Here is a 26983-nt window from a genome sequence, read left to right as displayed (position 1 = left end):
TTTGGTGAGGGCTTTGCACTAACGGTGTACGTTACTCTATTCCGTTAGCCGAGTAGAACTCGCGATTCAGAAGAATTCTGCGCACTGTGGCGGGGTAAAAGGACTTTCCTTGCCTTGTAACGTGGCCTTCAGCATTTAAGAGCTCTGTAATTTCCTTCAAAGCATGGCCTTCATCCTGCAGCTGCAGAGCACGCCGTACAGTCTGCGCCTGAGAGGGTTCAATCTCCAAATGATTTCTGGAAATGTGGATAAAACCAAACGGAGGATTACCGCCAACATATCGATGTTGCTGCTTCTTTGCCTGTTTTACCGCACGCGCAGCATTAGAGCGCTTTTTAATCTCTTCAAGATGCTTTATCACAAGGCCGTCTAGATGGCCTGGTCGGAGAGCGTATTCGAGAGCAAACGATACGAGTTCACTGGGCGTGATTTCCTTTAAAGCATCCTGTACAAGCTTGTATGTGTCTGTGTCCAAATCGAGTGTTAAATTGTCCAGCCTCATCACGTTCTCAAATCTCAGTTCAATCACCGTTCTTTTGTCTGATCTACCTCAGCATGATTATCTACCAAAGAGTTGGTTTTTGCAATTTCCCATTTTGTCATTCAAATCGCTACGGCTCTAAAACAGTGTTTTCGGTGCAGTTTCTGCACCGAAAACACATTTAACTATGGCTGATTTCCTCGTACTGAAATGCAGATTTTATATAGCTCTCTAAAACAGACAACATGTGCTCATTTTCCGGATGTTTGTTCTTCAGGTACTTCACCATGAAATACAGATCTTCTATACGGCCGCCTTTAAATGTCTTCTGACGAAACAACGTATTGCGTTTCAAGAACTATCTACCTCCCAACCGTTATATCCATTAACTAGTTAAGCGATATTATACTATGCGCACGCCGTTTGTTTCAACAAAAACATTTAATTTTACTGAAGATTTTAACGTTTTGTAAGGAGATACACTCGGTTATACGTTTTCCAGTGTTTTCAGGTAAGACGCAGCGTGATCTGTCATCCCTCCCAAACTAAGTATTAGGGTCATTATAGCGAGCAAATATGACAGCAACATGACACAATGGTGACTAAAATATGGCTTCCGCGTAAAATTTGTATCCTTCAATCTACAGAGAAATAAGAAAAGTAAAACGAGAAGACAAGGTGTAGTATTGTACATAGAGTCATGACAGTTGTTCACAAAGTACGGTCTCGTACAGCTCAAATGCTATGGTTGTCATCAATGAGGCATTAATCATTGGAGGTGTCGTGCATGGAACTCAAGACGATTACGAAAAACTTGAGTAATGGAGTCCTTGAAATCGCTCTTAATCGACCAGAAGTTATGAATGCAATCAATGAAGAGATGGGAAATGAACTCTACCACGCTTTGAAACAAGCCGACCTGGACACGGGTGTCCGTGCAATTGTGCTTACAGGAACAGGGCGGGGCTTTTGCTCGGGGCAGGACTTGGGAAGTGATATCGGGTCTCTGGAACACCTCTCCCTGACCGATATTGTCCGAGACAGGTATAACGCTCTAATTGCCAAGATGATATCGCTTCGTGTTCCCTTGATTGCCGCCGTAAACGGTATGGCTGCTGGTGCTGGCCTCGGTTTGGCGTTGGCCTGTGACCTGCGATTGGCATCTGCCGACGCTCAATTTACCGTGGCCTTTAATAAAATTGGGCTCGTTCCGGATTCTGGGGTAAGCTACTTTCTACCACGGTTGATTGGGTTGGGGAAGGCTGTAGAGTTAACTTGGACCAGTGACAAGATTTCAGCCGAGGAAGCAAAGCAAATGGGTATTGTAAATCAAGTTTATGCAACGGATGATTTTCGAAATTCAGTTCACCAATTTGCGGAATATTTGGCTTCAGGTCCTGTCAACGCCTTTGCAATGACAAAGCAGTTAATGACGAAAAATCTTGAATCAAGTGTACCGCAAGCCCTTGAGAATGAGGCGAAGTTTCAGGGACAGGCGGGGCAAAGTGACGAATTTCGGGAAGGCGTCGCAGCCTTCCGCGAGAAGCGGCGGGCAGAGTTCTGGAAGTCATAGGAAACAGGTTGGATCTGTGACAGCCATGCCTTTGACCCAAATTACAGACGGTGTTTGACAACAGCGCTAAAGCATAAATGAAGCAACTGGTTGTACCGAGGTATTGTACAAATACTTTCAATAGTGGAGGTTTACACATGACATCTGAGATTCGCGTCACAGTCTGGAATGAGTTTCGACACGAGAGAGAAGACGAAGAAGTCAAGAGGATTTATCCTGATGGTATTCATGCTGCCCTCGCCGCACCTCTGCGAGATGCTGGTTTTCTCGTTCACACGGCCACGTTGGATGAGCCTTATCACGGCCTGACAGATGAAGTGTTAGAAGATACAGACGTACTGATTTGGTGGGGTCATATCGCGCATGATGAGGTAAGCGATGACATTGTTGAAAAAGTTGTGCAAAGAGTGTGGGCCGGGATGGGACTGGTTGTACTTCATTCAGGTCATTTTTCAAAGGTGTTTAAGCGGCTTATGGGCACATCGTGTAACTTGAAGTGGCGTCAAATCGGCGAACATGAGTTACTCTGGGTAGTGAATCCATCACACCCCGTTGCGGCCGGTGTCGGTGAATTTATCGACCTGCCCCGTGAGGAAATGTACGGAGAACACTTCGATGTACCAGCACCTGATGAACTGGTGTTCATAGGTTCATTCGAAGGTGGAGAGGTATTCCGAAGCGGGTCCGTTTTCTATAGAGGGAACGGAAAAGTATTTTATTTCCAGCCAGGTCATGAGACGTATCCTACGTATTACCAGGAACAGATAAAAACAGTTATCCGAAATGCAGTTAAGTGGGCGGCTGCGTCAAATCTTAAAAAGCCGTTATATGGGAATTATCCGTTGCGTCATAGAACAGTTCGGAAGGAGGAAAAAAATGACGGATAGACGAATCCAGGTCGCTATTGTGGGTTGCGGCGGGATTGCATTTGGCAAGCACTTGCCAGCTTTGGCTAAGCTCGAAGGGGTCGAGGTGGCCGCATTCTGCGACGTTGTGGAGACCAATGCCCGCAAAGCTGCTGCTGAGTTCGGTACTGCCGATGCGAGGGTAGTGACAGACTACCGCGATGTCATGGCGATGGACAACATCGATGCGGTCTACGTGTTGACTGCAAACTTTCTGCATGCGACGGTCTCCATTGCAGCCTTGCATGCAGGAAAGCATGTGATGTGCGAAAAACCGATGGCCATGAACTCAGAAGAAGCAGCGAGCATGTTGCAGGCAGCACACGAAACAGGGAAAATTCTAACGGTTGGCTACCAAAACCGTTTTCGTAAAGACTCCCGCTATTTGAAGGCAGCCTGTGAGGCGGGTGACCTAGGTCACATTTATGCGGCAAAGGCCATTGCCGTTCGCCGCAGAATGGTTCCGACGTGGGGGAATTTTCTCTCCAGGGAGTTGCAAGGCGGCGGACCTTTGATTGATGTGGGAACCCATGCCTTGGATTTAACGTTGTGGATGATGGATAACTATGAGCCCAAAACTGTTTTGGGGGTGACCTATGACTATTTAGGAACGCAAGGAAGTTCTGCCAATCAGTGGGGACCATGGGACCCGGAAAAGTATTCCGTTGAAGACGCAGCTTTTGCCTTGATTACCTTTCAAAATGGGGCAAGCGTCGTTCTTGAATCCAGTTGGGCACTTAATACACTCATGACAGGTGAAGCCAGAACAATTCTGCATGGAACGAAGGCTGGGGCAGATATGGTGGACGGGTTGCGCATCAACGGTGAAAAGCACGGCAGGCTCTATACTGAGACTCCGGATTTGAATGTACCCTCTGCGCTTCTTGGTTCGGCAGTATCAGAACAAGCTGCAGACGTAGAGGCAGCGCATTTTATTGATTGCATCCGAAACGAAACACAACCTATTGTGAAACCAGAGCAGGCTTTGGTGGTTACAAAAATTCTTGAAGCTGTCTATGAATCAGCAAGCAAAGGCGAACCCGTACCACTGTAACTCGCCTCAGTTTTTGGTGCAGACCATTTCAAGTGTCTCCAAGTGCAGGCCGCAGAGAGCGCCCTGTGGTGTGGCTTCAAACAAATCAGCAAAGGAGTATTGCTCATGAAGCTTGGTGTATTTGCAGTGTTGTTTGGCAACTTATCTTTTACGCAAATGTTGGACAAAGTGGCTGGCAGCGGTCTTGAAGCAGTAGAAATTGGTTGTGGCGGGCATCCTGGAAAGGCTCACTGCGACCCTTCACAGCTGCTAAATGATAAGGCAGCTTTACGCAAATTTCGTGAGGAAGTCGCATCGAGAGGGCTCGAAATTAGTGCCTTATCAGTTCACGGGAATCCGTTACATCCCAATGATGAGGTGTCCGGGCGCGATCACGCTGACTTTGTAGAAGCTGTCCACCTTGCGGAAGAACTAGGCGTCTCTACAGTCAACACGTTTTCTGGCTGTCCCGGTGAATCAGATGAGTCGCTTCACCCATCCTGGGTTACCTGTCCGTGGCCCAATGAGTACGCAGAAGTTCTAAAGTGGCAGTGGGAAGAAAAGGTGTTGCCCTACTGGTCACGCCAGAACGAATTTGTGAAGGCACACGGCGTTCGAGCTGCAATAGAACCTCACCCTGGTTTTGTCGTATACAATACAGAGAGCTGTCTGCGCCTCCATGAGGGAGCAGGGGAACATATTGGCATAAACTTTGACCCGAGTCACCTGTTCTGGCAGCAAATGAACCCCATTGCGGGTATCAAGGCACTTGCAAAAGCGGGGGCCTTGTTCCATGTACACGCAAAAGACACGGGTTTCGATGCCCGTAACATGGCTGATAACGGCGTGCTGGATACGAAACCGTATACCGAAGAACTTCATCGAAGCTGGATCTTCCGAACGGTGGGCTACGGTCACGGGGAAGAAACATGGAAGGAAATTCTGAGCACTCTGCAATTGGTTGGTTATGACGGTGTTGTCAGCATTGAACATGAAGACAGTCTCATGTCCGTTGAAGAAGGATTCAACAAGGCTGTCGCTTTCTTGCAGCAGACCATGATTCGGCAACGGATTGGTGAGATGTGGTGGACGTGAGTTTTAGGTTATCGCGTCTGTGAGCGACCTGTTGACCGTGTGAGCATTTCGCTCACATCCCTTGTAGACTTGGCTGGAACGGCCGTGAGGTCGTGCGTGTAGTTCACACGAAGCAACAGCAGATACCGTGAAGAGGCACCAGTAGTTGGTGCCTCTTCGATTTACAATACATTTAAGTGTGAAGTTGTCAGTGGCACTGTTCTGCAACGTACTCCCGGCGTTTTGCCCATACACGACTCGTTCTAATGGAGTAAATTTTTCATGGCCTGGACCAGCAGTGTCACATTGGAAAGTGTGGAGGAGTGTCCCATCAGTCCAATGCGCCAGGCCTTGTCCTTTAAGGGCCCTAACCCGCCCCCAACTTCGATTCCATACTCATGTAGCAGCCTCCTCCTGAGCTCCCCTTCCTTGTATTCTTCGGGAAAAACAACAGATGTTAGCTCAGGAAGTCTATATCCTTCTTGTGCAAACAGAGTCAGCCCCATGGCTTCCAATTCCGACTGGAGCAGCTGTCCGTTTCTGGCGTGTCGCGCAAAGGAGTTTTCGAGTCCTTCATCAAGCAGCAGCCGCAAAGCTTCATGAAGGGAAAATATCATGGAAATTGGGGCGGTGTGATGATAGAAGCGTTCTTCACCCCAGTAGTTTGCAATCATGTTCAAATCTAAGTACCAACTTTGTACCTTTTGCTTTCGCGTCTTAACGACGTTCAGCGCGGCGCTGCTGAGGGTTACTGGCGAGAGTCCTGGAGGTGCTGACAAGCACTTTTGTGTACCGCTGTAACATGCGTCAATCTGCATCTTGTCGACTTCTACTGGAATTCCGCCTAGGGACGTGACAGTATCCACGATAAACAGAGCTCCGTAGTTGTGAACAATGCGACTGATCTCCTGCAGCGGTTGGCGAACACCCGTTGAAGTCTCCGCGTGGACCAAGGCAACTGCTTTAATACTGGAGGTCGATTTTAGGACCTGCTCAACCTGCTCTGGTTGGATTGCAGTTCCCCACTGTGCTTCTACAGTCAGTACGTCTGCGCCGCACCGCTGCGCAACATCTTTCATGCGCTCTCCAAAAACGCCGCAAATCCCAATCAGCACCTTATCGCCCGGCTCCACCAGGTTTACGAACACAGTCTCCATGCCGGCGCTTCCTGTTCCAGACATGGCCAAAGTCAACTCATTCTTCGTTTGAAATGTTTGCCGCAGCATATTCTGCATATCTGACATGACTTCGAGAAAATAAGGGTCCAAGTGCCCGACTAAGGGCGTAGACATCGCCTTTAGCACTTCTGGGGATACACTGCTTGGACCTGGGCCTAGCAACAAGCGGTTTTGAGACTGTATGTGCATAGCGGCCTCCTATTATCAAAATAATGTGTAATTATACCATCAAATCATGTAGAAACCAAAGGTTCGCTGTATGATGTCGGAATCTTTCAACTAGCAGGCACGGCACAAACTGTATTATGTACAATATGTACAAGTAGTTTACTGCAGTGGAGGCATGGGTGTGTTTAGATGGGCTCGCTGGCGTCTCGTTATCAAGGTGTGCCTGTGGTAGGCGAAGTAAAGTGAATGCTTGAAGCGGATTGGCTCAACCCGCTTAAGGTTGGCAATCCAGGTATCACTACGTTTTGCAGGAAAGTCGGGTCGTAGACCAGGCTCAGCGCTGCACTTCCCGTAGTCTGTGAACCGGAGTCGCCGCCTCCGTTGCCGGTATCACCCTGGTGATGACCATCTCCTTCGGACGCATCGCCATCAGAGTTTCCAAACGGAAAGATACTTGAATTATCAATCAAGTAAATGTTTCCCTCTGCAGCCAGACCGCCGTCCAGTGTCAGCGAGGCCGCGTTAACTTGGCCGAAATTATCAAAACCGTCTTTAGAGGCAAAGCCGTTCGAAACAAAGATGTCTCCACCGCTTACGAAAAATGCATGGAGTGTCGTTCCTGTGTTGTTTACAGGCTTCTTCCCATACACCAATTTGGGTGCAGGCATTACGACAATATCGCCTTCGCTCACAAGTACAAGCGGGGTGTTTAGTGTCTGACTTGGACTGATTAAACTGAATCCCGACACAAAGACCTTTTGGATCTGGGCGCGGCTTTGACTCGAAGACTGAAGAACACCGTTTACCACAAGGTTTCCGTTAATATAAAGCGATCCATTTACAGTTAGTGCGGCTCCTGGTGCAATGATGAGTGATCCATTAACATACAACGGCCCATTCACCGTCTGATTGGACTTTAGGTAGAAGGTTGCTGGTCCCCATCCCGCAGGGAAGTCGTTATTGTATATGTATCCACCAGTGGTTGGAAGCGGGTTTGACTCATCGATAATGCCGGTTTGATAGTCTTTCGATGCAGCATGTTTGGCTGATTGTTCAATGACAGTCTCATTTTTTTGCATGACAGTACTCTGAAATGGAGAGGGCAACAGGTCCTTAAAATGCCTTGAATTCGTGCTTGGAGCGGAACCGAAGAAAGACCCGGAAAAAGCCCCCTGAAGGAAGCCAAACGGACCTCCAAAAGGTTCATGTCCGTAGCCCCAACTGTGTTCGCCACCTAGAATGTTATGGAAACTGTGGATGTGGAGAAGATTCGACAAGTACTGGGTCAGCTTGCCGTGAAAATCGTTCTCAGCGTGGTAGTTGGATTCCCAATTATAAACATCTGGCCATAGCCCAAATAACGGTGGCGGGCTATCCCATTGAATAATACTTCTCTGAACCAGGGTTTTCCCAGTAATTGAAGGATTTCCAAACTCATACAACGATTTTTTAGAGTAAGCAACATATTGAAATACGCTGTTTTCTATCTGGGCCTTGGTGGTATTCATCGTAACCTGTAAGGTTTTTTGATAGGGCTTGTCATGGCCCGTGACTTTGAGAGTGAATGTAGAACCGGTAGGCGTCGCATTCGGGTTCTGGCTTACAGATGCTGTAAATGGAGCGCCGTTTTGATTCAAGTTGCTGAGGTATGTATTCATAGACGAAACAAAGGACTGCGTGTCCGCGGGCCACAACTGCTGAGCGTGTTGCTCTGCGAGTTGTACTCCGTCACGGGCATTCATGAGCGACTGGTTGCGGTGGACTGCTAGACGCGAAATAGTCACCGATTGCTGGGTGGTCATCATCAGGGCGGATGAGGCAATCAAGATGATAACAATGAGTACGGAGACCAGGATGAGGGACGCGCCTCGTTCTGAGTTTAAGTCCATCAAAAACCACTCCCTACGGCATATTTCACGTCCAGTTCTTGACTGTTATGCTGCTCATGGGCCTGCGTTACGGTCGCTATCAGCTTAACCCCGACAAGATTGGTGGCGGTAGTCGCCCCAGTTTGTCCGCCGCCAGCAGGTGTATTTCCTTCAGGTACAAATGATGAGTTCGACAAAGATACATTTACGAAGTGGAAGGTCTTCGTCTTTTTCGCACCGGTGGATGGGGCCTGAACTACTGTGATATCTTGCCCATGGACCTGAATATCCCACTGGGTTCCGTCTGGGCCGGAGCCGATGACTTCTTTTTCATCTGAAGCAACTTGTGCTTGGTTCATATTCTGGAACGCGATGGTTAAGGTTGCGTTAACGGTATCGATGTCAGATTGCAATTGCTCCTTGGAGACTGCTGCATTCCAAGACGTCGTTTCTGCACTGAATACGAGCCCAATTGTCGTAAGTACGGATACAGACAGAACCATGGCCACAATCAGTTCCAACAGCGTGACACCAGCATCTTCAGTGGCGAGACGTCTTATTGACTGAACAACTGCGTGTAGGTGACTTGATGATTTTTCTTTACACCGTGAAACGAGGTTGCCCATGAGACATCCACCTCCACATCAACTAAATTCGGACCATTTGAACTCTGAAGTCCAGACGTTCGTGCCCAGGCTGGTAAAGGTTGCACTTGATGAATGACCGTGTGAAAAGTTGTCCCATTTTTGACCACATCCGGCTGCTGTTGATTGAGAAAGGCAGTGACACCGGATGTTCCCATCTTGGCGATTTCTGACTGCGCAATACTTGAGGCCCACTGCTGTTCTTCACCAAATCGGTTTTGTTCTGCGGTCATTGCAAACAGTTTCGCAATGCCGCTTAAGGCAACCCCTAAGATGACAATGGCGGCCAGAACTTCAATTAGTGTCAAACCTCCATCGTGTTTCAGAAATCGCGGACCATTCAACATAGGACTATGAATGCCTCCCGACAGGCAGCGTGATTTGAAGCGCCATCGTAGTGGGACCTTTTGCGGTCTGTAAATCCAGCGCCGTAATAGATAAGGTACCGGGTGAGTCTTGCAAAACTGCGACAAAACTCAGGAGTTCACTGGTTGTCCCGTGTACTCTTAGGGTGGCGGACGCGTTTTGCGAGGTACCTTTTCCTGCTTTACTGATTGACATGGATTGAATGGACACGTTTGCTTGTCCAGCCAACTGTGTCATGCTCCGAAACAACGCTGGCTCAGAGGATGCATGAAGCATAGGACTGGAAGTTGCTGTATTTTGCTGTGCCTTGTAGTTTTTTTCATCCTGTGCAAGAACCACCCGTTCGGAACTTAGTTTTGATGTCAGTGCTTGTTGCTGGTTTCGCAGCGACTGTGTTTTATTTCCGGTAAAGATGTAGATGCCTGCACCCGCAAGTGTCACCAGCGCCAGCAATGCGAGTGTCAAATTTCGTTTTTTTGCGCTATTCACGACGCACCTCCATTTGAGGCCTGTACAGTCATATCAAACGAATACTTTCCCCCTGCAACTTTCGTGACATCAGTAACCCATACACTACTAATGGCTTTATTGCCAGACAGCTTTGCCTCATAGGACGCCAGCGCGTCCAAAGAAGCCGCGGTTCCTGTACCGCTGATGGTGTCAGGTTGCTTAAAAATGATGTGATGTAACACCACATTGCCGGCAGCTTTCATTAAGTCTGATACAATCATCTGTAGGTTTACAGAATGACCTGGCGTCGCTTGAGCAGACGATGTGCTGTGCATCTTTGTACGCAAAGCGGCGTCCTGTTTCATTGCTTCTGCGTAGGCTGTCTTATCCGTCTGGCGTTGGTGCGACAGACCTGTTATCTGGACAGCGTTCCACACATCCACTGCTCCGAACAAGAGAGCCAATGCGAGAAGCCCCCCGCCTAGATAAACAGGCAGTCGAGATGACTGTGTCCTGTAGCTTTGGGGCAGCAGGTTAATATCCATTAGCCGCGAGCCCCCTTCAGAGCCATGCCAACAGCCGGATAAAAGGGCGGGAATAATCCCCTGCGTCGACGAACTCCTTCAATATCTACCTTGTGCACGTTCAACTGCGGTAGTTCTTCGGCCAACTGTGTTTCCAATGGATTGGCATCGTCACTCATGGAATCTGTAATGCCAATGTGGAGAAACAAGTCTGCCACGTGCCGAGCACCGCTGGACAGGGTGTGTTGGAAGAAATCAACAACGCGATTTATTTCCACAGCAAGGTCCCTTACACTCAGATGGACATGAGCAGACTCCTCAACCTCCGACAGTAAGTCACCTAATTGTCTGTGAAAGTATAAACTTGAGCCCACAAAGATAGAAATCGTGACATCAGTTCCATCCAGGTATAGCACAGCGTAGCTCAGGGTGGCCGTGATGGCCTCGGTTTGCTGGAGTAAACGTCCGACAGAGAGCGGCAGCACTTCGATTGCCCTTGGGACAAGCCCCGCGTTTTCCGCCATTCCAGCGAGTCTCTCCACCAAATCTCTGGACGTTGCAATCATTGCCACTGTCTGTTCACCTTCGACTGTCTGGTCTGTAAGCGTCTGCACACTTGCCACGTCAAAGACAGCATCTTCAAACGGCAAGTGAATGGATACGTTCAATTCCAGTTCGATGGCTTGGCGCAATTGTTCCTTCGGCATGACAGGAAATGTCATGTAACGCAGCAGCCACTGATCGTTGGGGAGAGTAATGACGGCTCCCGCACCGTACAGTCGCTGATGCCGGACCGCCTGCTTGAGCGCTTCCGTCATGTTATCCAAACCTTCTCCGTGGTACCAATCTGGGGAGTCAGCGTAAATTTCTTGGGAGCGCACAAAAACCGCACGCTTCGGTTTCACCACGGCCATTCGGAGGCCGTGGTTTGTACATTCCAATCCAGCAACTGCTTTACTGCGTGTGAGTTTGAATGGCATACATTGGCCTCCGAACGTTGGTGATATTTACACTTACGGTGCATTGCCGCTCTGTGGACTCCCGGTGCTGTTGGGGCCGCTGGCAACGTAATATGCCTTTTTGCTATTCGCAGTACCCGCCACAGAGTCGGGAGTTGCTATTGCGAAGCCGCTGACGCTGCTGGATCCACTCCCAGACGTTGTTGATTCGTATTGGAAGTCTTCACCCCAACCGTCTTGCGGAATCCCCTGGATGTACGGCTGCAAGTCTTGTGCTAACGTAGCGCTGCCCACACTGCCTGTACTCGCATCAATCCATTTGCTTGCTTGCGGGTAGCTATTGTTTGCGGCATAGTATCTTTGCAGCGCACTGCTGAGAATCTGCAGGTTCTGCTTGGTGGTGCTGATTTTAGAATTGTTGATCGAGTTTTCGACAACAGGAATGGCAACTGCTGCAATAACGGCTAGGATAGCAATGACGGCTAACAGTTCAATTAAAGTGACACCTTTGCTAGTGCCTGACACGATGGATGTCTTGAGCCTTACAAACAAGGAAGGCTTGTCCGAAACTTGTTGAAGCACTTGGCCTTCAAGCTCCTCATCTCTGACTTTGTTCTCTTCGAGATTCATATCATCATTCCCCTCACCCAATAAATGTGCGGCAACGTGCACGGGCCCATATCGGTCCTCTTATGCTTGCTGCCTGTATAATCTAGCCTATCTGACTCACATGCTGATAGATTGTGAAGATAGGCACGATTACCGAACTGACAATGACACCAACAATGAGTGCCAGAAAGACAATCATCAACGGCTCAATCAGTGTCTTCAAGCGATCGACGAGAGCCTGAGCTTCCGCTTCGTAAAAATCGGCTACTTTACTCAGCATCAGTTCCAGGTTCCCTGTTTCCTCACCGATTCGAACCATATGTGTCACGAGAGGAGGGAACACCCAGTGCTGACGAAGCGGGTCGGACAGACGATTTCCGTTTTTGAGACTCGTTATGGCTTCTCTCAGACGAGTCGCCACGACTTCATTACCTGCTGCGGACGCCGTCAATTGAAGGGCATCCAGGATTGGTACAGCGCTCTTATACAAGGTAGCTAGTGTTCTCATTACCTGGGCAATAGACGATTTCTGTGCCAATTTTCCAAAGACCGGTATCCGCAACTGCACCAAATCACGGTAATACACAACTTGCTTGTATCGAAGTGCCCATCTATAGAAAACATAGAGACCAATGAGAGCCAGAACAATCAAATACCAAGAATGAACAAGCAGGTGAGATGCGCCAATGACAATGCGCGTGGGCAGGGGCAGTGAGATGTTCATTCCCTTAAATACATTCACGAACGTAGGAACGATACGAACCATGAGAAATATGACAACAGCGATGGACATGAGTCCTACAGTAATAGGATAGGTCATGGCAGATTTTATTTTTTCACCAGAGTAGTGTTGCTCCTCGAAAAAATTTGCGACTCTGTCCATAATTTCATCTAAATTCCCGGATGCTTCGCCTGCTTTCACCATGTTGACGAACATTTCTGGGAAGACTCGCTTGTGTTTCGTGATTGCACTGGACAAAAAGTTGCCCTTTTGAATGTCAAGGTTGACTTCCTCCAGTGCTTTTCGAAGAGATTTACTCTCCGTTTGGCTTGCTAGGAGTTTGACAGCATCCACAATTTGAACACCAGCACGGATGAGTGTAGCAAACTGCCTGCAGAAGGCCGCAAAGTCCCCGGATTTAACGTGGTTTCCGCCTAGGTGAATTTCGGTCTGGGTGAGAAAAGACAGCCAATTACGGGTGCCTGTCAGGATTTTGCCTTCGGTCAGTTCCGTTGTGGTCATGCCAAGCTCGCGTAGTTGCAGAAGCGCTTCTTGGCGGGTTCCTGCTGTCACAACACCTTTTGTTGGTTTTCCTCCTGCCGCGATGGCTCGATACGAATACTGCATGCGCCTCACCCTTTGTTCCAAAATTCAACCTGTCGCCCGCAGCTACAACCGTTTAGTAAGTCTACTAATCTCCTAAAGTCACTCGCATGACTTCAGATATCGTGGTCTGTCCAAGTGCCGCTTTGCGAATTCCGTCTTCGAGCATCGTTTTCATACCTTGCTTGATGGCGGACCTCAGATAGTCTGCCGACGATCGCTTTTCCAAAACGAGATGCTGCAACTCATCGTCAAGTTGGACTATTTCCTGGACTGCCATTCTGCCGGCATAGCCTGTATGATTGCAGTAACCGCAGCCCTTCCCGCGCTTGAAATTGCCTTCACTGACGCCGTACCGGTGGAGCCAGTTCCACTCCGCCTCGGTTGGTTCATAAGGATTGCCGCATTTGTCGCAGATGCGGCGCACAAGTCGCTGGGCGACAACCCCCACAATCGCGGAGGCGACTAGAAACGGTTCGATGCCCATGTCAATAAGTCGATTCAGGCTGCCCACTGCATCGGTGGTATGGAGCGTACTAAAGACCAAGTGGCCGGTTAAGGCTGTTCGAATGGCTATTTCTGCGGTTTCTGCATCACGAATCTCACCAACCATGACAATGTCTGGGTCTTGCCGCAACAATGAACGCAACCCTCGTGCGAAAGTGAGGCCGATAGCGGGGTTCACTTGGACCTGATTGACTCCGTCCAGTTCGAATTCAACGGGATCTTCAATTGTTACAATATTGTGTTCGTCACTCATCAACTCCGACAGTCCTGCGTAGAGTGTTGTGGTTTTACCGCTGCCGGTTGGCCCCGTAAGCAGAATAATGCCATAGGGTGAACGAATCATCTCTTCAAATAGTTTCTGGTTGTGAGGAGAGAGCTTAAGGTCTGGAATTGCGAGAATGGCGTTGGTCATATCAAACAGGCGCAGAACACACTTTTCGCCGTGTACGGTTGGCATTGTGGAAACGCGCAAATCAACGTGTCTAACGTTAATATCCATCTGAAATCGGCCGTCCTGGGGGAGGCGACGCTCTGCAATATCCAGGTTTGCCAAGATTTTGACTCGAGCCGTTAGCATATTTTGCATGTGCTTGGGTAACCGTTGTTCCGTCCGCAGAAATCCGTCAATACGGTATCGGATGAGAACTTCTCCAGCACGGGGTTCAATGTGGATATCACTTGCTTGCGTCTTGAGTCCGTGTTCTATGAGCTGTGTCATCAGTCGGGCAACGGGGGAGTCCTCATCTGTCACCTGAGTTTCCAATCCTTCGTCCTGCGGTAACAGAGATTCCAATTCATCCATTGGTTCACTGAGACCGTACGTCTGATCAATCAAGTTCGTCAGTTCGCTGGCACTGGCAATGACAGTCTCCACAGTGAAACCTGTAGACATTTTAATGTCGTCAATGGCGTAGAAATCAAGGGGATCGGACATGGCTACATAAAGCCGGTTTTTATTCTTTCGAATCGCCAACGCTTGATAGCGCCGCGCTAAAGACTCTGGGATGAGTTTCGCGACCGAAGGGTCGATGTCGAAGCGATATAGATTGACATGCGGGATACCGAGTTGAAACTCCAAAACCTCAATCAACTGTTGTTCCGTAACATACCCCAGCCGAATCAACAGTTCTCCGACCTTCTCGTTTGTGCCCTTTTGTGATAGAGCCTCCTGCAATTGAGTCTCACTGATAATGTTTGACTCTGTCAGCAGGTCCCCAATTCTCTTTCTAGCCACACTTTCACCCTATTTCCAACTGTCGTCTCGAGGTCTCTCTGTCTGTGTTGTGTACTCTACTAGGACTATTACTTCATCGAAAGTGAAAATCCTGTCAAATCATCAATTCTTTTGTTGAATAAACCGTAAATTTTTAGGCGCATAAGCCATGAGGGTACAGCTACTGGGGACCAAATAGTTGGAGTTTAGACTGAAAATTGGGTGTTTGCGCGAGATACAGGCCTTTACCAACGAATTCGGCTCTCCATAGTTATAGAACATCCAGGAGCTGGGGGACAGAAATTGTAGTCGTCCTGCACGAGCTGCTGTGTGTGTTGATTCCACACAACAGGAGGTGAATAGCAATGGATAATTACAAGGACGAACTAAAGAAGCTGGACGTTGGCGACTTTGAAGCAAGTAAAGTTCAGAAGACAGACGAAACAGGAGAGTATGACACAGTTCTCACACAATGCGGCGGCTGTGGTTGCGGCGGTTGCGGGGGCTGTGGTTGCGGGGGCTGCGGCGGCTGCGGTGGCTGCGGTGGCTGTGCACGCTGCGGCGGTTGCTTCCGCTGTGGAGGATGTTATCGCTGCGGCGGCTGCTTCCGTTGTGGCGGTTGTTATCGCTGCGGCGGCTGTTTTCCCTGGTAACGCAGAGGTTAGAGAAGAGCGGGTTCAACCCCTTGCTTCGCGGCCCCATCATTGCACCGACCGCATCGTTGTAACTGGCAAGTTGACGACTGTACGTTGCCAGACGAACCCTGTCTTAGAGACGGGGTTTTTCTCTTTGGAACAAAATATCTTTCCCGTCGATATGATACAAAAGGTACTTGGATGATGGAGCCGGAGTATTTAGACGATTTGCTTCAGGAGGAATGGCTTGTGGATAGAATTGAGCCAACCCGGCGTTTAATCGTGAATGACGACACGTTTGTTTTGCCGGGGCTCGACGGGACAGTGTACGTTCGTAACAACATTGGTTCATTTCGTATGAAGGGGCGCTCTATCGAACCATGGCTGGAGCGGCTGCTCCCGCTTTTAAACGGGGAAAACAGTTTGGAGGAAATTACGGACGGGTTGCCGGATGCTCATGCACAACGGGTCTATGAAATTGCGTCCACGTTGTATCACAACGGATTCGCTCGAGATGTGAATGAAGATATGGAACACGATTTAAGTGACAGTATTGTAGAGAAATATGCAGCCCAAATTGCATTTTTGCAAAACATCCAAGGTTCAGGGGCATACGGCTTTCAACAATATCGGTGCGCGAAGGTCCTTGCCGTTGGTTCCTGTCGCATGCTGGAACCCCTTGCGACCGCTGTATTTGAGTCAGGATTGGTGGACCTGACCGTATTGGTCACAGGTGATGAAGAGCACTGTATGAAGCGATTACAGCAGGTTCAGGTTTCTGCGAGGCAAAGAGACAGTGAAGCAAAACTCTCTGTTCTCACGCACGACGAGGCCATGACGAACGCTGCCGAAAGTACCACGGACGGTTTCTCGCCCGCCGAGATGTCTTCGACCATCGCTTGGGGTAAGATAGTGCCAAATTTTACAGCAGTCTTATTTGTAGCTGAATCCACGGATGAAACAGAACTTGAGCGATTGCAAGCCGTTGAAGGGGTCTGCAGAAACAACAGCCTTGTCTTTTTGCCCGTTGTTTTAGCTGGTAAGGAAGGATTTTGCGGGCCGCAGACCACTGCGCAAACCAGTGCGGGTACTTGGTTGGCAATGTGGAGGAGAATTCACAAATCCGGCAGTGAGTTACATCACACGCTCCAGGAAAAAGACGCAGCGGCCGAATCCACTGGTCCACTGGCTTCTCTGGACCACTTGTCTGGGACCGTCTCTGCGCTGGCCTATCCAATCCTGTTTAACGTCCTCGTATTTGAGGCATTCAAGGCATTAACTGGAGTAACACATGCCCATGGGCCGCACTATCGCTTCTACCACCTTAATTTAATATCTCTCGAGGGCGGTTGGCATTCGTATATCCCTTCAACGCTTGCGTCAGTCTCCGACCCTGCAGAAGTAAGACGTGTCCAAGACGTAGCAACGGCTTTTAAAAATGCGATACCAGCGGTACAGAGGGCCCAACTGCTCCATTATTTCGGGGAGCTGACAGAAGATAGGGCGGGTATTTTTCATGTTTGGGATGAGGGCGACCTCACTCAGTTGCCCTTGTCTTTGTGTCGAGTGCAACCCATTTCGGCTTTGTCTCCAGGGCCTGCAAAGCTTCTGCAGGAACGAATTTGTGCGGGTTTAACGCACGAAGATGCGAGACAGAAGGCAGGATTCGCCGGGATTGAAGCTTATGCGGCTTCCGCCTTAGCCCAAGTGTCGGGGGATGGCAGCTTCGTTGGAATCGGTACCGGAGGAGAGACAAGTGAGGCACTGTGGAGAGCGTTGCATAAAACTTTGACCCATGAGTTGAGCGTGCGTACTGAGTTGAGCGTGCGTACATGGACGCGGCCGATTCGCACGCAGGCTCCGATGGTCCGCGTTAACATCACTAGCATAGAAGATGAAGTGTGTAATTTCTATCTTCAGGTTCTCCACACCCTTCAATGTGAACCGCAGGTGGCTTTAGAAGAAGATTTGCTTGGATTTCCAGTTGTGTGGCTACACCTTGGTGCGAAGGCCGTCGGCACAGTCGGTATCGATCTGACAGACGCGCTCCGGATTGGACTGCAGCACCTGTTGCTGCGGCATGTCATTGGAGACGAAGCACTGTTGTGTACGAGCAACCAGGTAGTGGAGATTTCTTCTTCAATAGTGGAAGCACGTTTGCGGGCCGGGTCGCAGACGGACAGGAGCGATGTCATTGTCAAACCGGGTTCGGAGTTTCCGACAAAGGAGCGGCTTGAACAGGCAGTTGCTCAGGTTGCGAAGCAGGGAATGCAACTGGAGTTACTCGACGCTGCAATAGAACCCTTTTTGCGAGATGTGCTTCCTGCTGTATACGGCGTGGTATTGCGCGGGGAGGGAGCACAGTGACAACACACATTATGATTGTTGGAACAGGCGTGATGGCTCGACAATTGTCACTACTCATCGGGGCTTCCGCAAACTACGCATTCACACACCTTGATGCAGTGCCAGAGCGTCCTCAGGGAGACATTGATGTGGCCGTAGTTGTCAGCGATTCATGGAATCCAGGACTTGATTTCGACGCCGAAATTTCATTTCGAGAGAACGGTATACCGTGGCTGAGAGGCTTTGCGGTGCTTGGCGAAGGTGTGGTTGGCCCCTTGGTGGTGCCAGGCGCTGCCGGGTGTTCGCAGTGTGCCGATACAAGGCGAATCATGGCGGATGCAGACAGGGTAGAACTATGGCAACTCAAATCCTACCTTATGGCTGACGAACAGCAAAGCGGAAGACGCGATGCGTGGCTCTCAGGGACTGCAGCCTTGCACATGTCCTACCTTCTCTATAATAAAATCCAACATTTCCTGTTATATCCTGAGGGCGGGGAAGTACATGACATGACCGTTGTCCAGCTTAACAGCTTGGCAACTTCCACCCATAAGTTCTTGCCGGACCCCAAGTGTTCCGTATGCGGAGGACTACCTGTAGACGCGCCAGAGCAAGCACGAATTGCCTTGGAACCAACACCGAAATTAAGCGTTGACACATACCGAACAAAAAGCCTTGGGGCGTTGAAAAGGGGATTGGCTGACAGCTACCTGGACGCCCACAGTGGACTGCTGAACAGCAGGGTACAGGACTTGATTGCACCTTATGCTGCGGTAGGAGTAAATCTCCCGCTATTTGTAGGAGATGAAGGCGCGTCGGGGCGGTCACAGCGATACAAAGAGGCCGAACTTACAGCCATTCTCGAAGGACTGGAGCGATATTGTGGGATTGAGCCGCGCGGAAAAACTGGCTTTGTAACAGATACCTACGCTCGCTTGGGAGAGAACGCCCTTGACCCTGCATCCGTCGGCCTGCATGACTCCGAGCGCTACCAATCACCTGGATTCCCATTTCAGCAACTGTCACCAGACACGCCGATGGAATGGGTCTGGGGCTACTCGATGACACAGGAAAAACCGCTGCTTGTCCCAAAATTGTTGGCTTACTACAGTCTCGGTTACAATCCGGGTTTTGTCTATGAAACCTCGAATGGTTGTGCGATTGGCGGTTCTCTTGTGGAGGCAGTCTTCCATGGCATTCTTGAGGTGGTGGAACGGGATGCGTTCCTTATGACTTGGTACGCGCGACTGCCGTTGCCGCCAATTGACATCGAGTCAGTGGAGGACGTGGAACTTGACTTAATGCTAAAGCGTTTACGAGCAGTTGTAGGATACGACGTGTATTTCTTTAACGCAACGATGGAGAACGGGATTCCGAGTGTTTTTGCTGTGGCTAAGAACCGGCGCGGGAGGGGACTGAATCTCATGTGTGCAGCGGGATCGCACCCTGATGCACTGAAGGCTGTGAAGGGTGCTGTGCACGAGATTGCCGGCATGCTCCTGCGGTTTGATGATAAGTTGGAACATCACAAAGGAGCCTACTTGGAAATGCTATCCGATTCAAGTCTAGTTCGGGAAATGGATGAGCATTCCATGTTGTACGGATTGCCGGAGGCTGAGGAAAGACTGTCCTTTCTTTTAAACAGTGCCGCCCGCAAACAAACCTTTGCGGAAGCCTTTCCAGTGAACCGGGTTCATGAAGACTTGGCGGAGGACTTGGGTGACTTGTTGAACGGGTTTCGCGAACTGAATTTGGACGTTGTTGTCGTCAATCAGACATCACCTGAAATAGAGCAAAACGACTTACACTGCGTGAAGGTGCTGATACCGGGTATGTTGCCCATGACATTCGGCAATCACTTGGTGCGTCTCGAAGGCTTGCAGCGTGTTTTCAGTGTTCCCGTGAAGCTGGGATACAGAAACAGGCCGTTGACGAAAGCAGATTTAAACCCGTATCCCCATCCATTTCCTTGAGTCTGGGATGCCCCTCGACCGGATTCTTGTGTAAGTGTTTTGTATGATGAAAGCACCGTTTGTGCCAGCACTGTGAAGGAGCGTGAGACTGAGGATGAACCTCCATCAATTTGTTTACAATTTGCACTTTGATGTGGAATCAGTACGAGCGGCCGATGTGAAGGTGGATTGGGACGATGCCCCGCTCCCCTTTAAGATTTACAGCGGCACTGAGCAACTGACGTTGCCGCAGGCCTGGCCGGGCATAGCAAACCAATCTGGTTTCGCCCGCCCTTCACAGCCGGGCATTTTCGATGACCTTGGCACGCTTCTTTGGTACAGTTACGGTCTAACCGCGATTGCGCAAACTTACGTACCCGTGCAAGACAATGAGTCCGCGATTGATTTGGTACAGACACTGCGAAGGTTTGCACCCTCAGGAGGCGGCTTGTATCCAAGCGAATTATACGTGTACCTGAACATGGATGAAGACAAGCGGGGCGTCTACCACTACGATGTGGAGCGGCACACGCTGTCCCTTTTGCGCACAGGAGACTTTGACAATTATCTGCAGCAAGCGCTGGGGGGACGGGTAGATTTTTCAAATGTAACGGTCGCACTGTTTGTATCAACTATGTTTTGGAAGAATTTTTTCAAATATCACGATTTCTCTTACCGGCTTCAGGGGATTGATGCAGGCGCCGTAGTGGGTCAAGTGATTTCCTCTGCACAGAGACTGAATTTCAGGTCGATTGTACAGTTTCAGTTTCTTGACGCCGCCATAAATCATCTTCTTGGATTGTCGGAGGAGACAGAGACGGTGTATGCAGTGATTTCTCTTGTGCATAAATCGGACGGCACTGCCTTAACGAGGCAAAAGCCACAGAGTCCTCCCGTGTCTGCGACTGGTCTGTACAAATTATTAGCCCGAGTAAATCCTTCCTATTATATAAAATCACGACGAATCAAAGCGTATCCAAACATTGTGGACTTGAATCGCGCAGCTATGTATCATTCGACAGAAGATTTCTATCCGTCAGATGCAGAGCCTGCAAGATTTGAGCTCGAAAAAGCGGATTCTCCGTCAGCACAAATGGAATGCAACCCAGGACAACAAGCGCCGGCCCAGGGGAAACAGGTACAACAGGTAAAACTGCCTAGCGAGCCGGGTCTGAATTATGACTTTTACAGGGCTTGCAAACAGAGATACTCGCCGGGGGCGGATTTTTGGTTCGGGCAGGTCTCCATCAACGACGTTGCAACTCTGTTGCACGAAGCAACGAGCACAGTGGACTACCACAGTGATATCACGGCGCATGGAGATGCCGGGATGGCAGAGGGAATCAGGGAAGTGGCAGCTTCGCGTTTTGTGATGGGCGTGTGCTTGCACGGTGTGTCAGGTATAGAAGACGGTGCATATGTTTATGACCGGTCTTCGCGAACACTGCATCTGTGCAATGAGGGAGATTATCGGGTGCGTTTACAACAGGGGATGTCCATGCACAATGTCAACCTGCATCAGGTGCCCCTGTGCTTTCATATTCTCGGGGACGTCCATCACTTGAAACGGCAATATGGCTACAGAGGCCACAGAATCCAGCATATGGAGGCCGGGATTGTACTCCAGAAGCTCTTATTGACTGCTTCGGCTTTAGGGATGAACGGGCATCCTCTGCTCGACTACGACGAAGCTCTGTGTGACGAAATTTACAACAGCTCTGCTATCAACAAGACAACGCTCATACAGATTCCTGTCGGATATTATCGCCCTGTTGCCCGGCTTGAAGCATCACTTTGCTTACAACACTCCGTCAAGCGCCCGTGAGGCTGTTGCGTGGATTGCATCTGTGCCCGCAGTTGTAGTTCCTCATGAGTAGATCGCCTGTATGCTTTAGCCCACTACCAATACGCTTCCCCCTCGTTCCTCATCTAGAGAGACCATCATTCACCGTAACAGGCAACAATGCGATGAAACGTTGAGAGTCCTGATTTCCACTTGACAAAGAGCTAGTGGAAGCCTACATTTATATCAATTATAACGTTCGGAATGAACCGAACGATTAGAACATAAGCTCCAGGGGAAAATACGGTTGCGTTCAATGCGACTCGCGGGGAGGGTAGAAGATGACAGACGGACAAACGTTCGCAGAGGTACAAGAGCGGTATGCAGAGTTTTTTGGAAGTGCAGCGGCGCTCTATAACGTCAATCCACTGCTGGGACGATTGTATGGTTACCTTGTGCTGGCTCCGGAACCGATGACACTCGGCGACTTGAGTCGTGCAGCGGGTGCAGCAAAGAGTACCGTGAGTGTGGCTATGAGAACACTTGAGCACTACAGAGTCGTTCGCAGGTCGTGGATAAAAGGGGACAGACGAGACTATTTTATGCCGCGAATGAACGTGAATGAGGTTCTGAGAGAGCTATTTCAACTGTTCTTCTCTCATGAGTTGAAGTATATGAGAGAGGCGAATCTCACAGCTAAACAAGCTTTGGAGTCGTCACAGGCAGGCGGTGACTGGCCTTCGGACGACAAACGCAGGGAACTGTTGCAAAGGATTGAGATTCTCGAGGGCTTTTCTGACTTAATCACCACATGGTTGGAACAGTTCATAGGCGAAGGGCAGCAATCCGTATCCAAGGCGGCTGAAACTATTGAAATCGAGGTGGAAGAATGACTCAAACCCGAGTGCTCATCATTTCAGGAAAAGGCGGGGTTGGCAAAACTACGGTTGCAGCCGCCACCGCTTCTGCAGCAGCACAGGCGGGCCAAAACACGCTTGTTGTCAGTCTGGACAGAGCACACAACTTGGGTGACGTATTACAAGTGACGCTAGGTTCTTCTGTCACAAGCGTGCAAGAAAGCCCAAATCTCAAGGCCATGGAGATTGATCCCCAAGCTGAACTGTCCAGAAACTGGGGAGTGTTGCAGCAATATATCAATCGTTTCTTTCGATATCTGGGCGTGAACGGGCAGTCAGCAGAAGAATTGGCGGTATTTCCCGGTCTGGAAGAACTGCTGGTGCTGACTCGACTCTACGACCTTGCAGAAAGCGGTGACTATGACCTGATTGTAGCAGACATGGCCCCGACCGCCAGCAGCCTCCGCTATTTAAGCTTTCCCGACATGATGGACGGCGTACTGGGGGGACTAGTGAAATGGGACCGGCGGATTGCTTCATTAATGCGTCCGTTGCAGGGGAAGTACCTCAAGGTTCCAGTCCCGGAACAGGAAGTCTACAACAAACTATACGATCTCGCTGCACGTCTAAAGAATCTGCGTAATCTCCTTTTTGATGTCAATCGAACCGCTGTGCGCCTTGTGATGATACCGGAAACCATTGTCTTGGAGGAAACAAGGCGGGCTCTGAGTTACATGAATCTGTTTGGAATGGCTGTAGACGCAGTTGTAGTAAACCGCATTTTTCCTGAGGAAGCACTGAACGGCTACTTTGAAACCTGGGGCAAAATCCAGTCTTCCGTGCTGCAACAGGCAGAGGAATCTTTTGCAGGCTTGCCGATTCTCAAGATGTCTTTTCAGGAATCAGAAGTCATCGGAGTTCCTAGGCTTCTGAGTACAGCCGATGAGCTGTACGGCACCTCTAATCCTGCTGACTTTCTGCAAGCGAGACAGCCGTTTAAGTACCTTGAGGCGGACGGGCAAACGGTGTTATCGGTTCATCTGGGCCAAGTAAACCCTTCGCATGTGAAACTGCAACGCCGTGAGGGAGACTTGATAATTACGGTCGACGGCTGGCGGCGAGTAGTTACTTTACCGGATTCTCTCGTTGCTTGTTCAGTTCAAAAGGCCAGCTTCAAGGCGGGGGTCTTGGTCGTGTTTTTTAGTGAGACCGAATTCTCCGGCAATGAAAGCAACATAGCGAACGGCGATGGTAAGGACAGAGACAAGAAGACCATGGTGGACAAACGGGAACAGCTTGTAAGAGCAAATGCAAAAGAGAGGCGGAAACGAACATGACTGCTCTTGTCGAACTACAAAACGTAGGGAAGATGTACGGCCACGGCGTAAAAACGCACGCATTACAATCTGCCAGCATGACATTTCACAAGGGGGAACTCGTGGTGATTTTGGGCCCGAGCGGCTCAGGAAAATCTACACTGTTGAATCTGATTGGCGGGTTGGACAGCCCGTCCCAAGGGACAGTTACGGTTACGGGAACGGATATAACGGCTCTGTCAACCAAGGGGTTGTCCGAATACCGCAGAGACAAAGTGGGTTTCATTTTTCAGTTCTACAACTTGATTCCCAGTCTAACGGCCTATGAAAACGTTGAGTTGGCAGCGAGTCTGAGCCGGAGTTCACTGAACGTGGCAAAGGTCCTTGAGAAAATGGGGTTGACTGAGATTCTCCATCATTTTCCTAGCCAGATGAGCGGCGGACAACAGCAACGTGTTGCGATTGCTAGAGCACTAGTCAAGAATCCTCCGTTGTTGCTGTGCGATGAACCGACAGGTGCGTTGGACTACGAAACAGGCAAGTCCGTTCTGGCGCTCTTGGGAGATTTGTCCCATGAGGAAGGCAAAACCGTTGTCATTGTAACGCACAACAGCGCCTTGGCAGCGATGGCCAATCGGGTCGTTCGACTCAAAGACGGCCATGTCATTGAAGATACAGTCCAAACGAAAGCTGTGCCAGCTTCACAACTCACATGGTAAGGGGGTGACGTCAATGCTGAACAAAAAACTTGTACGAGACTTGTTACGGCAAAAATGGCAGGTGTTTGCAGTTATCGTAGTAGTACTTTTGGGAACGGCCTTATTTGATGCATCCTATCTTGCGTACAAGAACCTTCAGCACAGTTATTCAGCGACACAGACAAAGACTCACCTTGCTGATGAAACGGTTGCAGCGGCGCAAGTCTCGAAGCAACAAGTACACCAAGTTGTGCATATAGCTGGGGTGGACAAGGCTGCAAATCAGTTGATTATGTCATTACCTGTAACGGTACCGGGGACAACGACAAGAGATAAGACTGGCGGGTTGTTGAAAGTGGACGGACGGCTCATTGGTATCCCCCTTGCTCATCAACCAAAGCTCAATCAGGTTGTCATTGTAAAAGGGCACTACCCCGACACAACCGGTCAAATCCTTGTGGAGCGCCATTTTGCGGACTATCACCATTTAGTTCCCGGGGACGCGCTTAAGATTCAGACCCCCGCCGGAGACAAATCGGTGACGGTTTCCGGTGTGGCAGTCAGCGCCAACTATTTGTGGGTGGCACGAAATCGCCAGGATGTTTTCCCATCCCCTGCAAGTTTTGGTGTCTTTTTTGTTCCTAGACAAACTCTGACTCAAATTGGGCAAGAAGGATTGCAGTCCCTTCACGGACAGAGTGCAAGCGCGGCCAATTTGAAACTGGCAGCGACCGCGACAGACGGGAACAGGCTCTTGTACACATTGTCTCCCGGTGCCAACAAAGAAGCCGTATTGAAACAAGTGAAGTCTGTGCTGCAATCAAGTCATATTTTGTCTGTTACACCGAGAAATAAGCAAGTGGACATTCAACTGTTGCAGATGGATTTGAATGGATTTAAACAAATGGCAGAGGCCTTTCCACTGTTCTTTCTCACAGTTGCAGCTTTCATCGTAGCCGCACTCATGAATAGAATGGTTTCGCAGGAACGGCCCCTGATTGGGACGATGATGGCAATCGGTATTCGCCGCAGGCAAGTGCTGTTTCATTATCTAGCCTATTCGCTTGTGATTGGCGGTATTGGAGTTCTGACAGGAACTGGTGCAGGCGTTTGGATGGGGGATGCCATGACAAAGGCCTATGCGTCACAACTGCACATTCCTTTTGTTTTCACCGAGCCCCATTGGAATGTGTTGCTCGTCGGTGTCATGCTTGGTCTCATCGCTCCGTTTGTCGCCGGACTCGTACCTGCTCTCAGCGCCTCGCGGCTGCACCCGGCAGAAGCTATGCGTGCGTTCACGTCGCAGCGCAGGATTGGTCAGCCGAGAAAGCACCGGATGCGTGGTCCCCTTTGGTGGAGGCTTTCAATTCGTGATCTCCTTCGCCATCCTGGCCGAACCCTTGGTACAGCAATTGGCGTCATGGCTGCTTTGGTCCTGGTGGTCACAACCGGGGGCTTGGAAGACTCGATGACAAGGGGATTAAACGTATCCGTCAATCAATCTCAGCGCTATGACTTGCGGGCCGACTTCTATGTTCCTCAACAACAGACAAAACTTCACAGTACCCTTTCGCAAATGAAAGGTGTTGAACAGATTGAAACAATGTTAACACTGCCTGTACAAGTGTCCAATGAGGCTACAGGGAAAACCTATGACACTGCCGTGGAGGGCGTTCCAAAGAATTCCAATCTGTTGCAGTTGCACGATGTAAAAGGAAGCGTACTGAAACCTCAATCGGGGGCAGCGGTTGTAACCAAGTCGATTGCCAAAAAGCTGGGATTGAAAATTGGGGATGAAATGAAGATTCAAGTGCTGCCGCACGGCCCTGTCGCAACATTCAAGGTGGGCAGCTTCGGGTTTTCATTACTTGGAAATGCCATCACCGTTCCGTTAGTTGAGGCGCAGCGTGATTTTCATATGAGTGGCCAGGTGACAACGGCATTAGTTACGACGTCTACTGCAAAACGGTCCGCCATACACTCTGACTTAGGTAATCTTTCAGGTGTGGTGCGCGTCCAAGACCAAGCAGCGTTTCGTACACAGATTCACCAACTGATGGGTCTGATGTACGTCATGCTCGGTGCAATGCTGGTCTTTGCTGTGATTCTCGCAGCATCAATCTTGTTTAATACCGCATCCCTCAACATTCTCGAACGGCAACGCGAGTTGGCAACGATGCGCGCACTGGGATACAAAAACAGCAGCATTATCGGTCTCATTACTGCAGGAAATGGATTGATTGGCCTCCTCGGCCTTGTCATCGGATTTCCATTGTCCCTGCTAACCCTAAAGTTGTATCTTGCCCAGTATACAAGCGATTTGTTCAGCATGCCGTTTTGGCTGTATCCGCGCACCATTGTGCTTGCTGTTGTCGGAATACTGCTCGTGTTGTTGTTTGCGCAATGGCCTGCGTTGAGACGGGTCACAAAAATGAATTTGGCTGATGCAACGAAGATGCGAGAATAGCGCTGTTCTGCTACGCTGGTATGAGGAGTTGAAGTGACCGGAGGAATGTGGTT

At 49.7% G+C, this 26983-nt stretch carries 24 protein-coding genes; 12 read left to right on the top strand and 12 right to left on the bottom strand.

Annotated features, from left to right (window positions below; translation table 11 throughout):
- Window positions 1-31 precede the first annotated feature (31 nt).
- The gene (locus tag GI364_RS16485) at window positions 32-529 is read right to left on the bottom strand and encodes a recombinase family protein (RefSeq protein WP_198850330.1); all 498 of its coding nucleotides are present in this window, start codon (window positions 527-529) and stop codon (window positions 32-34) included.
- A 133-nt stretch (window positions 530-662) separates the two neighbouring features.
- Window positions 663-836: a hypothetical protein gene (locus GI364_RS16480; RefSeq protein WP_198850329.1), complete on the bottom strand. Its 174-nt coding sequence runs from the start codon at window positions 834-836 to the stop codon at window positions 663-665.
- 432 nt (window positions 837-1268) lie between these two features.
- Between GI364_RS16480 and GI364_RS16475 the strand changes: the two genes are divergently transcribed.
- The 4 genes from GI364_RS16475 (at window position 1269) to GI364_RS16460 (ending at window position 5087) form a co-directional block, all read left to right on the top strand.
- Entirely contained in the window at window positions 1269-2054 is a 786-nt protein-coding gene (locus tag GI364_RS16475; protein WP_198850328.1) for an enoyl-CoA hydratase/isomerase family protein, read from the top strand.
- Between the two features lie 137 nt (window positions 2055-2191).
- On the top strand, window positions 2192-2941 hold the full coding sequence (locus GI364_RS16470; RefSeq protein WP_198850327.1) for a ThuA domain-containing protein: 750 nt from the start codon (window positions 2192-2194) through the stop codon (window positions 2939-2941).
- On the top strand, window positions 2931-4013 hold the full coding sequence (locus tag GI364_RS16465; RefSeq protein ID WP_198850326.1) for a Gfo/Idh/MocA family protein: 1083 nt from the start codon (window positions 2931-2933) through the stop codon (window positions 4011-4013). The genes GI364_RS16470 and GI364_RS16465 overlap by 11 nt, the downstream gene beginning before the upstream one ends.
- A 105-nt stretch (window positions 4014-4118) precedes the next feature.
- A complete protein-coding gene (locus GI364_RS16460; RefSeq protein WP_198850325.1) occupies window positions 4119-5087 on the top strand; it encodes a sugar phosphate isomerase/epimerase family protein in 969 nt (322 codons plus the stop codon).
- 242 nt (window positions 5088-5329) lie between these two features.
- Here GI364_RS16460 and GI364_RS16455 read toward each other — a convergent pair whose 3' ends face one another.
- The 10 genes from GI364_RS16455 to GI364_RS16410 all read right to left on the bottom strand — a co-directional run bounded on the left by GI364_RS16455 (window position 5330) and on the right by GI364_RS16410 (window position 14897).
- The gene (locus tag GI364_RS16455; protein WP_198850324.1) at window positions 5330-6433 is read right to left on the bottom strand and encodes a pyridoxal-phosphate-dependent aminotransferase family protein; all 1104 of its coding nucleotides are present in this window, start codon (window positions 6431-6433) and stop codon (window positions 5330-5332) included.
- Between the two features lie 191 nt (window positions 6434-6624).
- On the bottom strand, window positions 6625-8301 hold the full coding sequence (locus tag GI364_RS16450) for a hypothetical protein (RefSeq protein ID WP_198850323.1): 1677 nt from the start codon (window positions 8299-8301) through the stop codon (window positions 6625-6627).
- Window positions 8301-8906, bottom strand: coding sequence for a pilus assembly FimT family protein (locus GI364_RS16445; RefSeq protein WP_198850322.1), 606 nt, complete (start codon window positions 8904-8906; stop codon window positions 8301-8303). The genes GI364_RS16450 and GI364_RS16445 overlap by 1 nt, the downstream gene beginning before the upstream one ends.
- The gene (locus tag GI364_RS16440) at window positions 8837-9271 is read right to left on the bottom strand and encodes a type IV pilus modification PilV family protein (RefSeq protein ID WP_198850321.1); all 435 of its coding nucleotides are present in this window, start codon (window positions 9269-9271) and stop codon (window positions 8837-8839) included. The genes GI364_RS16445 and GI364_RS16440 overlap by 70 nt, the downstream gene beginning before the upstream one ends.
- A gap of 4 nt (window positions 9272-9275) precedes the next feature.
- Window positions 9276-9779, bottom strand: a complete 504-nt coding sequence (locus tag GI364_RS16435) for a hypothetical protein (protein WP_198850320.1) — start codon at window positions 9777-9779, stop codon at window positions 9276-9278.
- Window positions 9776-10285, bottom strand: coding sequence for a hypothetical protein (locus GI364_RS16430; RefSeq protein ID WP_198850319.1), 510 nt, complete (start codon window positions 10283-10285; stop codon window positions 9776-9778). The genes GI364_RS16435 and GI364_RS16430 overlap by 4 nt, the downstream gene beginning before the upstream one ends.
- Window positions 10285-11244: a type IV pilus biogenesis protein PilM gene (gene pilM / locus GI364_RS16425; protein ID WP_198850318.1), complete on the bottom strand. Its 960-nt coding sequence runs from the start codon at window positions 11242-11244 to the stop codon at window positions 10285-10287. Before pilM ends, GI364_RS16430 begins: the two co-directional genes overlap by 1 nt.
- 33 nt (window positions 11245-11277) lie before the next feature.
- Window positions 11278-11853: a type II secretion system protein GspG gene (locus GI364_RS16420; protein WP_198850317.1), complete on the bottom strand. Its 576-nt coding sequence runs from the start codon at window positions 11851-11853 to the stop codon at window positions 11278-11280.
- Window positions 11854-11935: 82 nt separating this feature from the next.
- On the bottom strand, window positions 11936-13180 hold the full coding sequence (locus GI364_RS16415) for a type II secretion system F family protein (RefSeq protein ID WP_198850316.1): 1245 nt from the start codon (window positions 13178-13180) through the stop codon (window positions 11936-11938).
- A 64-nt stretch (window positions 13181-13244) separates the two neighbouring features.
- Entirely contained in the window at window positions 13245-14897 is a 1653-nt protein-coding gene (locus tag GI364_RS16410; protein ID WP_198850315.1) for a GspE/PulE family protein, read from the bottom strand.
- 344 nt (window positions 14898-15241) lie between these two features.
- Between GI364_RS16410 and GI364_RS25465 the strand changes: the two genes are divergently transcribed.
- The 8 genes from GI364_RS25465 to GI364_RS16370 all read left to right on the top strand — a co-directional run bounded on the left by GI364_RS25465 (window position 15242) and on the right by GI364_RS16370 (window position 26930).
- Window positions 15242-15529, top strand: coding sequence for a heterocycloanthracin/sonorensin family bacteriocin (locus tag GI364_RS25465; RefSeq protein ID WP_198850314.1), 288 nt, complete (start codon window positions 15242-15244; stop codon window positions 15527-15529).
- Window positions 15530-15760: 231 nt separating this feature from the next.
- A complete protein-coding gene (locus GI364_RS16400) occupies window positions 15761-17878 on the top strand; it encodes a hypothetical protein (RefSeq protein ID WP_198850313.1) in 2118 nt (705 codons plus the stop codon).
- A complete protein-coding gene (locus GI364_RS16395) occupies window positions 17875-19830 on the top strand; it encodes a TOMM precursor leader peptide-binding protein (RefSeq protein WP_198850312.1) in 1956 nt (651 codons plus the stop codon). Before GI364_RS16400 ends, GI364_RS16395 begins: the two co-directional genes overlap by 4 nt.
- A gap of 94 nt (window positions 19831-19924) precedes the next feature.
- Window positions 19925-21634 (top strand): SagB family peptide dehydrogenase, encoded by a 1710-nt coding sequence (locus tag GI364_RS16390; RefSeq protein ID WP_198850311.1) that lies wholly within the window; start codon window positions 19925-19927, stop codon window positions 21632-21634.
- 299 nt (window positions 21635-21933) lie between these two features.
- Window positions 21934-22485 (top strand): GbsR/MarR family transcriptional regulator, encoded by a 552-nt coding sequence (locus GI364_RS16385; RefSeq protein WP_198850310.1) that lies wholly within the window; start codon window positions 21934-21936, stop codon window positions 22483-22485.
- Window positions 22482-23786 carry an ArsA family ATPase gene (locus GI364_RS16380; protein ID WP_198850309.1) on the top strand — a complete coding sequence of 435 codons (1305 nt, stop codon included), beginning with the start codon at window positions 22482-22484 and terminating at the stop codon, window positions 23784-23786. The genes GI364_RS16385 and GI364_RS16380 overlap by 4 nt, the downstream gene beginning before the upstream one ends.
- Window positions 23783-24484 (top strand): ABC transporter ATP-binding protein, encoded by a 702-nt coding sequence (locus tag GI364_RS16375; protein WP_198850308.1) that lies wholly within the window; start codon window positions 23783-23785, stop codon window positions 24482-24484. Before GI364_RS16380 ends, GI364_RS16375 begins: the two co-directional genes overlap by 4 nt.
- A 13-nt stretch (window positions 24485-24497) precedes the next feature.
- Window positions 24498-26930: an FtsX-like permease family protein gene (locus GI364_RS16370; RefSeq protein WP_198850307.1), complete on the top strand. Its 2433-nt coding sequence runs from the start codon at window positions 24498-24500 to the stop codon at window positions 26928-26930.
- Window positions 26931-26983 lie beyond the last annotated feature (53 nt).

Origin of the sequence: Alicyclobacillus sp. SO9 (assembly GCF_016406125.1) — a bacterium.
Lineage (GTDB): Bacteria > Bacillota > Bacilli > Alicyclobacillales > Alicyclobacillaceae > SO9.
This window is presented reverse-complemented; position numbering and strand designations above follow the sequence as displayed.

Coding starts and splice junctions, on each gene's coding strand:
- GI364_RS25465 (WP_198850314.1), top strand. CDS start 15,242: ATGGATAATTACAAGGACGAACTAAAGAAGCTGGACGTTGGCGACTTT.
- GI364_RS16430 (WP_198850319.1), bottom strand. CDS start 10,285: ATGGATATTAACCTGCTGCCCCAAAGCTACAGGACACAGTCATCTCGA.
- GI364_RS16465 (WP_198850326.1), top strand. CDS start 2,931: ATGACGGATAGACGAATCCAGGTCGCTATTGTGGGTTGCGGCGGGATT.
- GI364_RS16385 (WP_198850310.1), top strand. CDS start 21,934: ATGACAGACGGACAAACGTTCGCAGAGGTACAAGAGCGGTATGCAGAG.
- GI364_RS16450 (WP_198850323.1), bottom strand. CDS start 8,301: ATGGACTTAAACTCAGAACGAGGCGCGTCCCTCATCCTGGTCTCCGTA.
- GI364_RS16440 (WP_198850321.1), bottom strand. CDS start 9,271: ATGTTGAATGGTCCGCGATTTCTGAAACACGATGGAGGTTTGACACTA.
- GI364_RS16390 (WP_198850311.1), top strand. CDS start 19,925: ATGAACCTCCATCAATTTGTTTACAATTTGCACTTTGATGTGGAATCA.
- GI364_RS16375 (WP_198850308.1), top strand. CDS start 23,783: ATGACTGCTCTTGTCGAACTACAAAACGTAGGGAAGATGTACGGCCAC.
- GI364_RS16445 (WP_198850322.1), bottom strand. CDS start 8,906: ATGGGCAACCTCGTTTCACGGTGTAAAGAAAAATCATCAAGTCACCTA.
- GI364_RS16370 (WP_198850307.1), top strand. CDS start 24,498: ATGCTGAACAAAAAACTTGTACGAGACTTGTTACGGCAAAAATGGCAG.
- GI364_RS16415 (WP_198850316.1), bottom strand. CDS start 13,180: ATGCAGTATTCGTATCGAGCCATCGCGGCAGGAGGAAAACCAACAAAA.
- GI364_RS16455 (WP_198850324.1), bottom strand. CDS start 6,433: ATGCACATACAGTCTCAAAACCGCTTGTTGCTAGGCCCAGGTCCAAGC.
- GI364_RS16475 (WP_198850328.1), top strand. CDS start 1,269: ATGGAACTCAAGACGATTACGAAAAACTTGAGTAATGGAGTCCTTGAA.
- GI364_RS16420 (WP_198850317.1), bottom strand. CDS start 11,853: ATGAATCTCGAAGAGAACAAAGTCAGAGATGAGGAGCTTGAAGGCCAA.
- GI364_RS16380 (WP_198850309.1), top strand. CDS start 22,482: ATGACTCAAACCCGAGTGCTCATCATTTCAGGAAAAGGCGGGGTTGGC.
- pilM (WP_198850318.1), bottom strand. CDS start 11,244: ATGCCATTCAAACTCACACGCAGTAAAGCAGTTGCTGGATTGGAATGT.
- GI364_RS16460 (WP_198850325.1), top strand. CDS start 4,119: ATGAAGCTTGGTGTATTTGCAGTGTTGTTTGGCAACTTATCTTTTACG.
- GI364_RS16470 (WP_198850327.1), top strand. CDS start 2,192: ATGACATCTGAGATTCGCGTCACAGTCTGGAATGAGTTTCGACACGAG.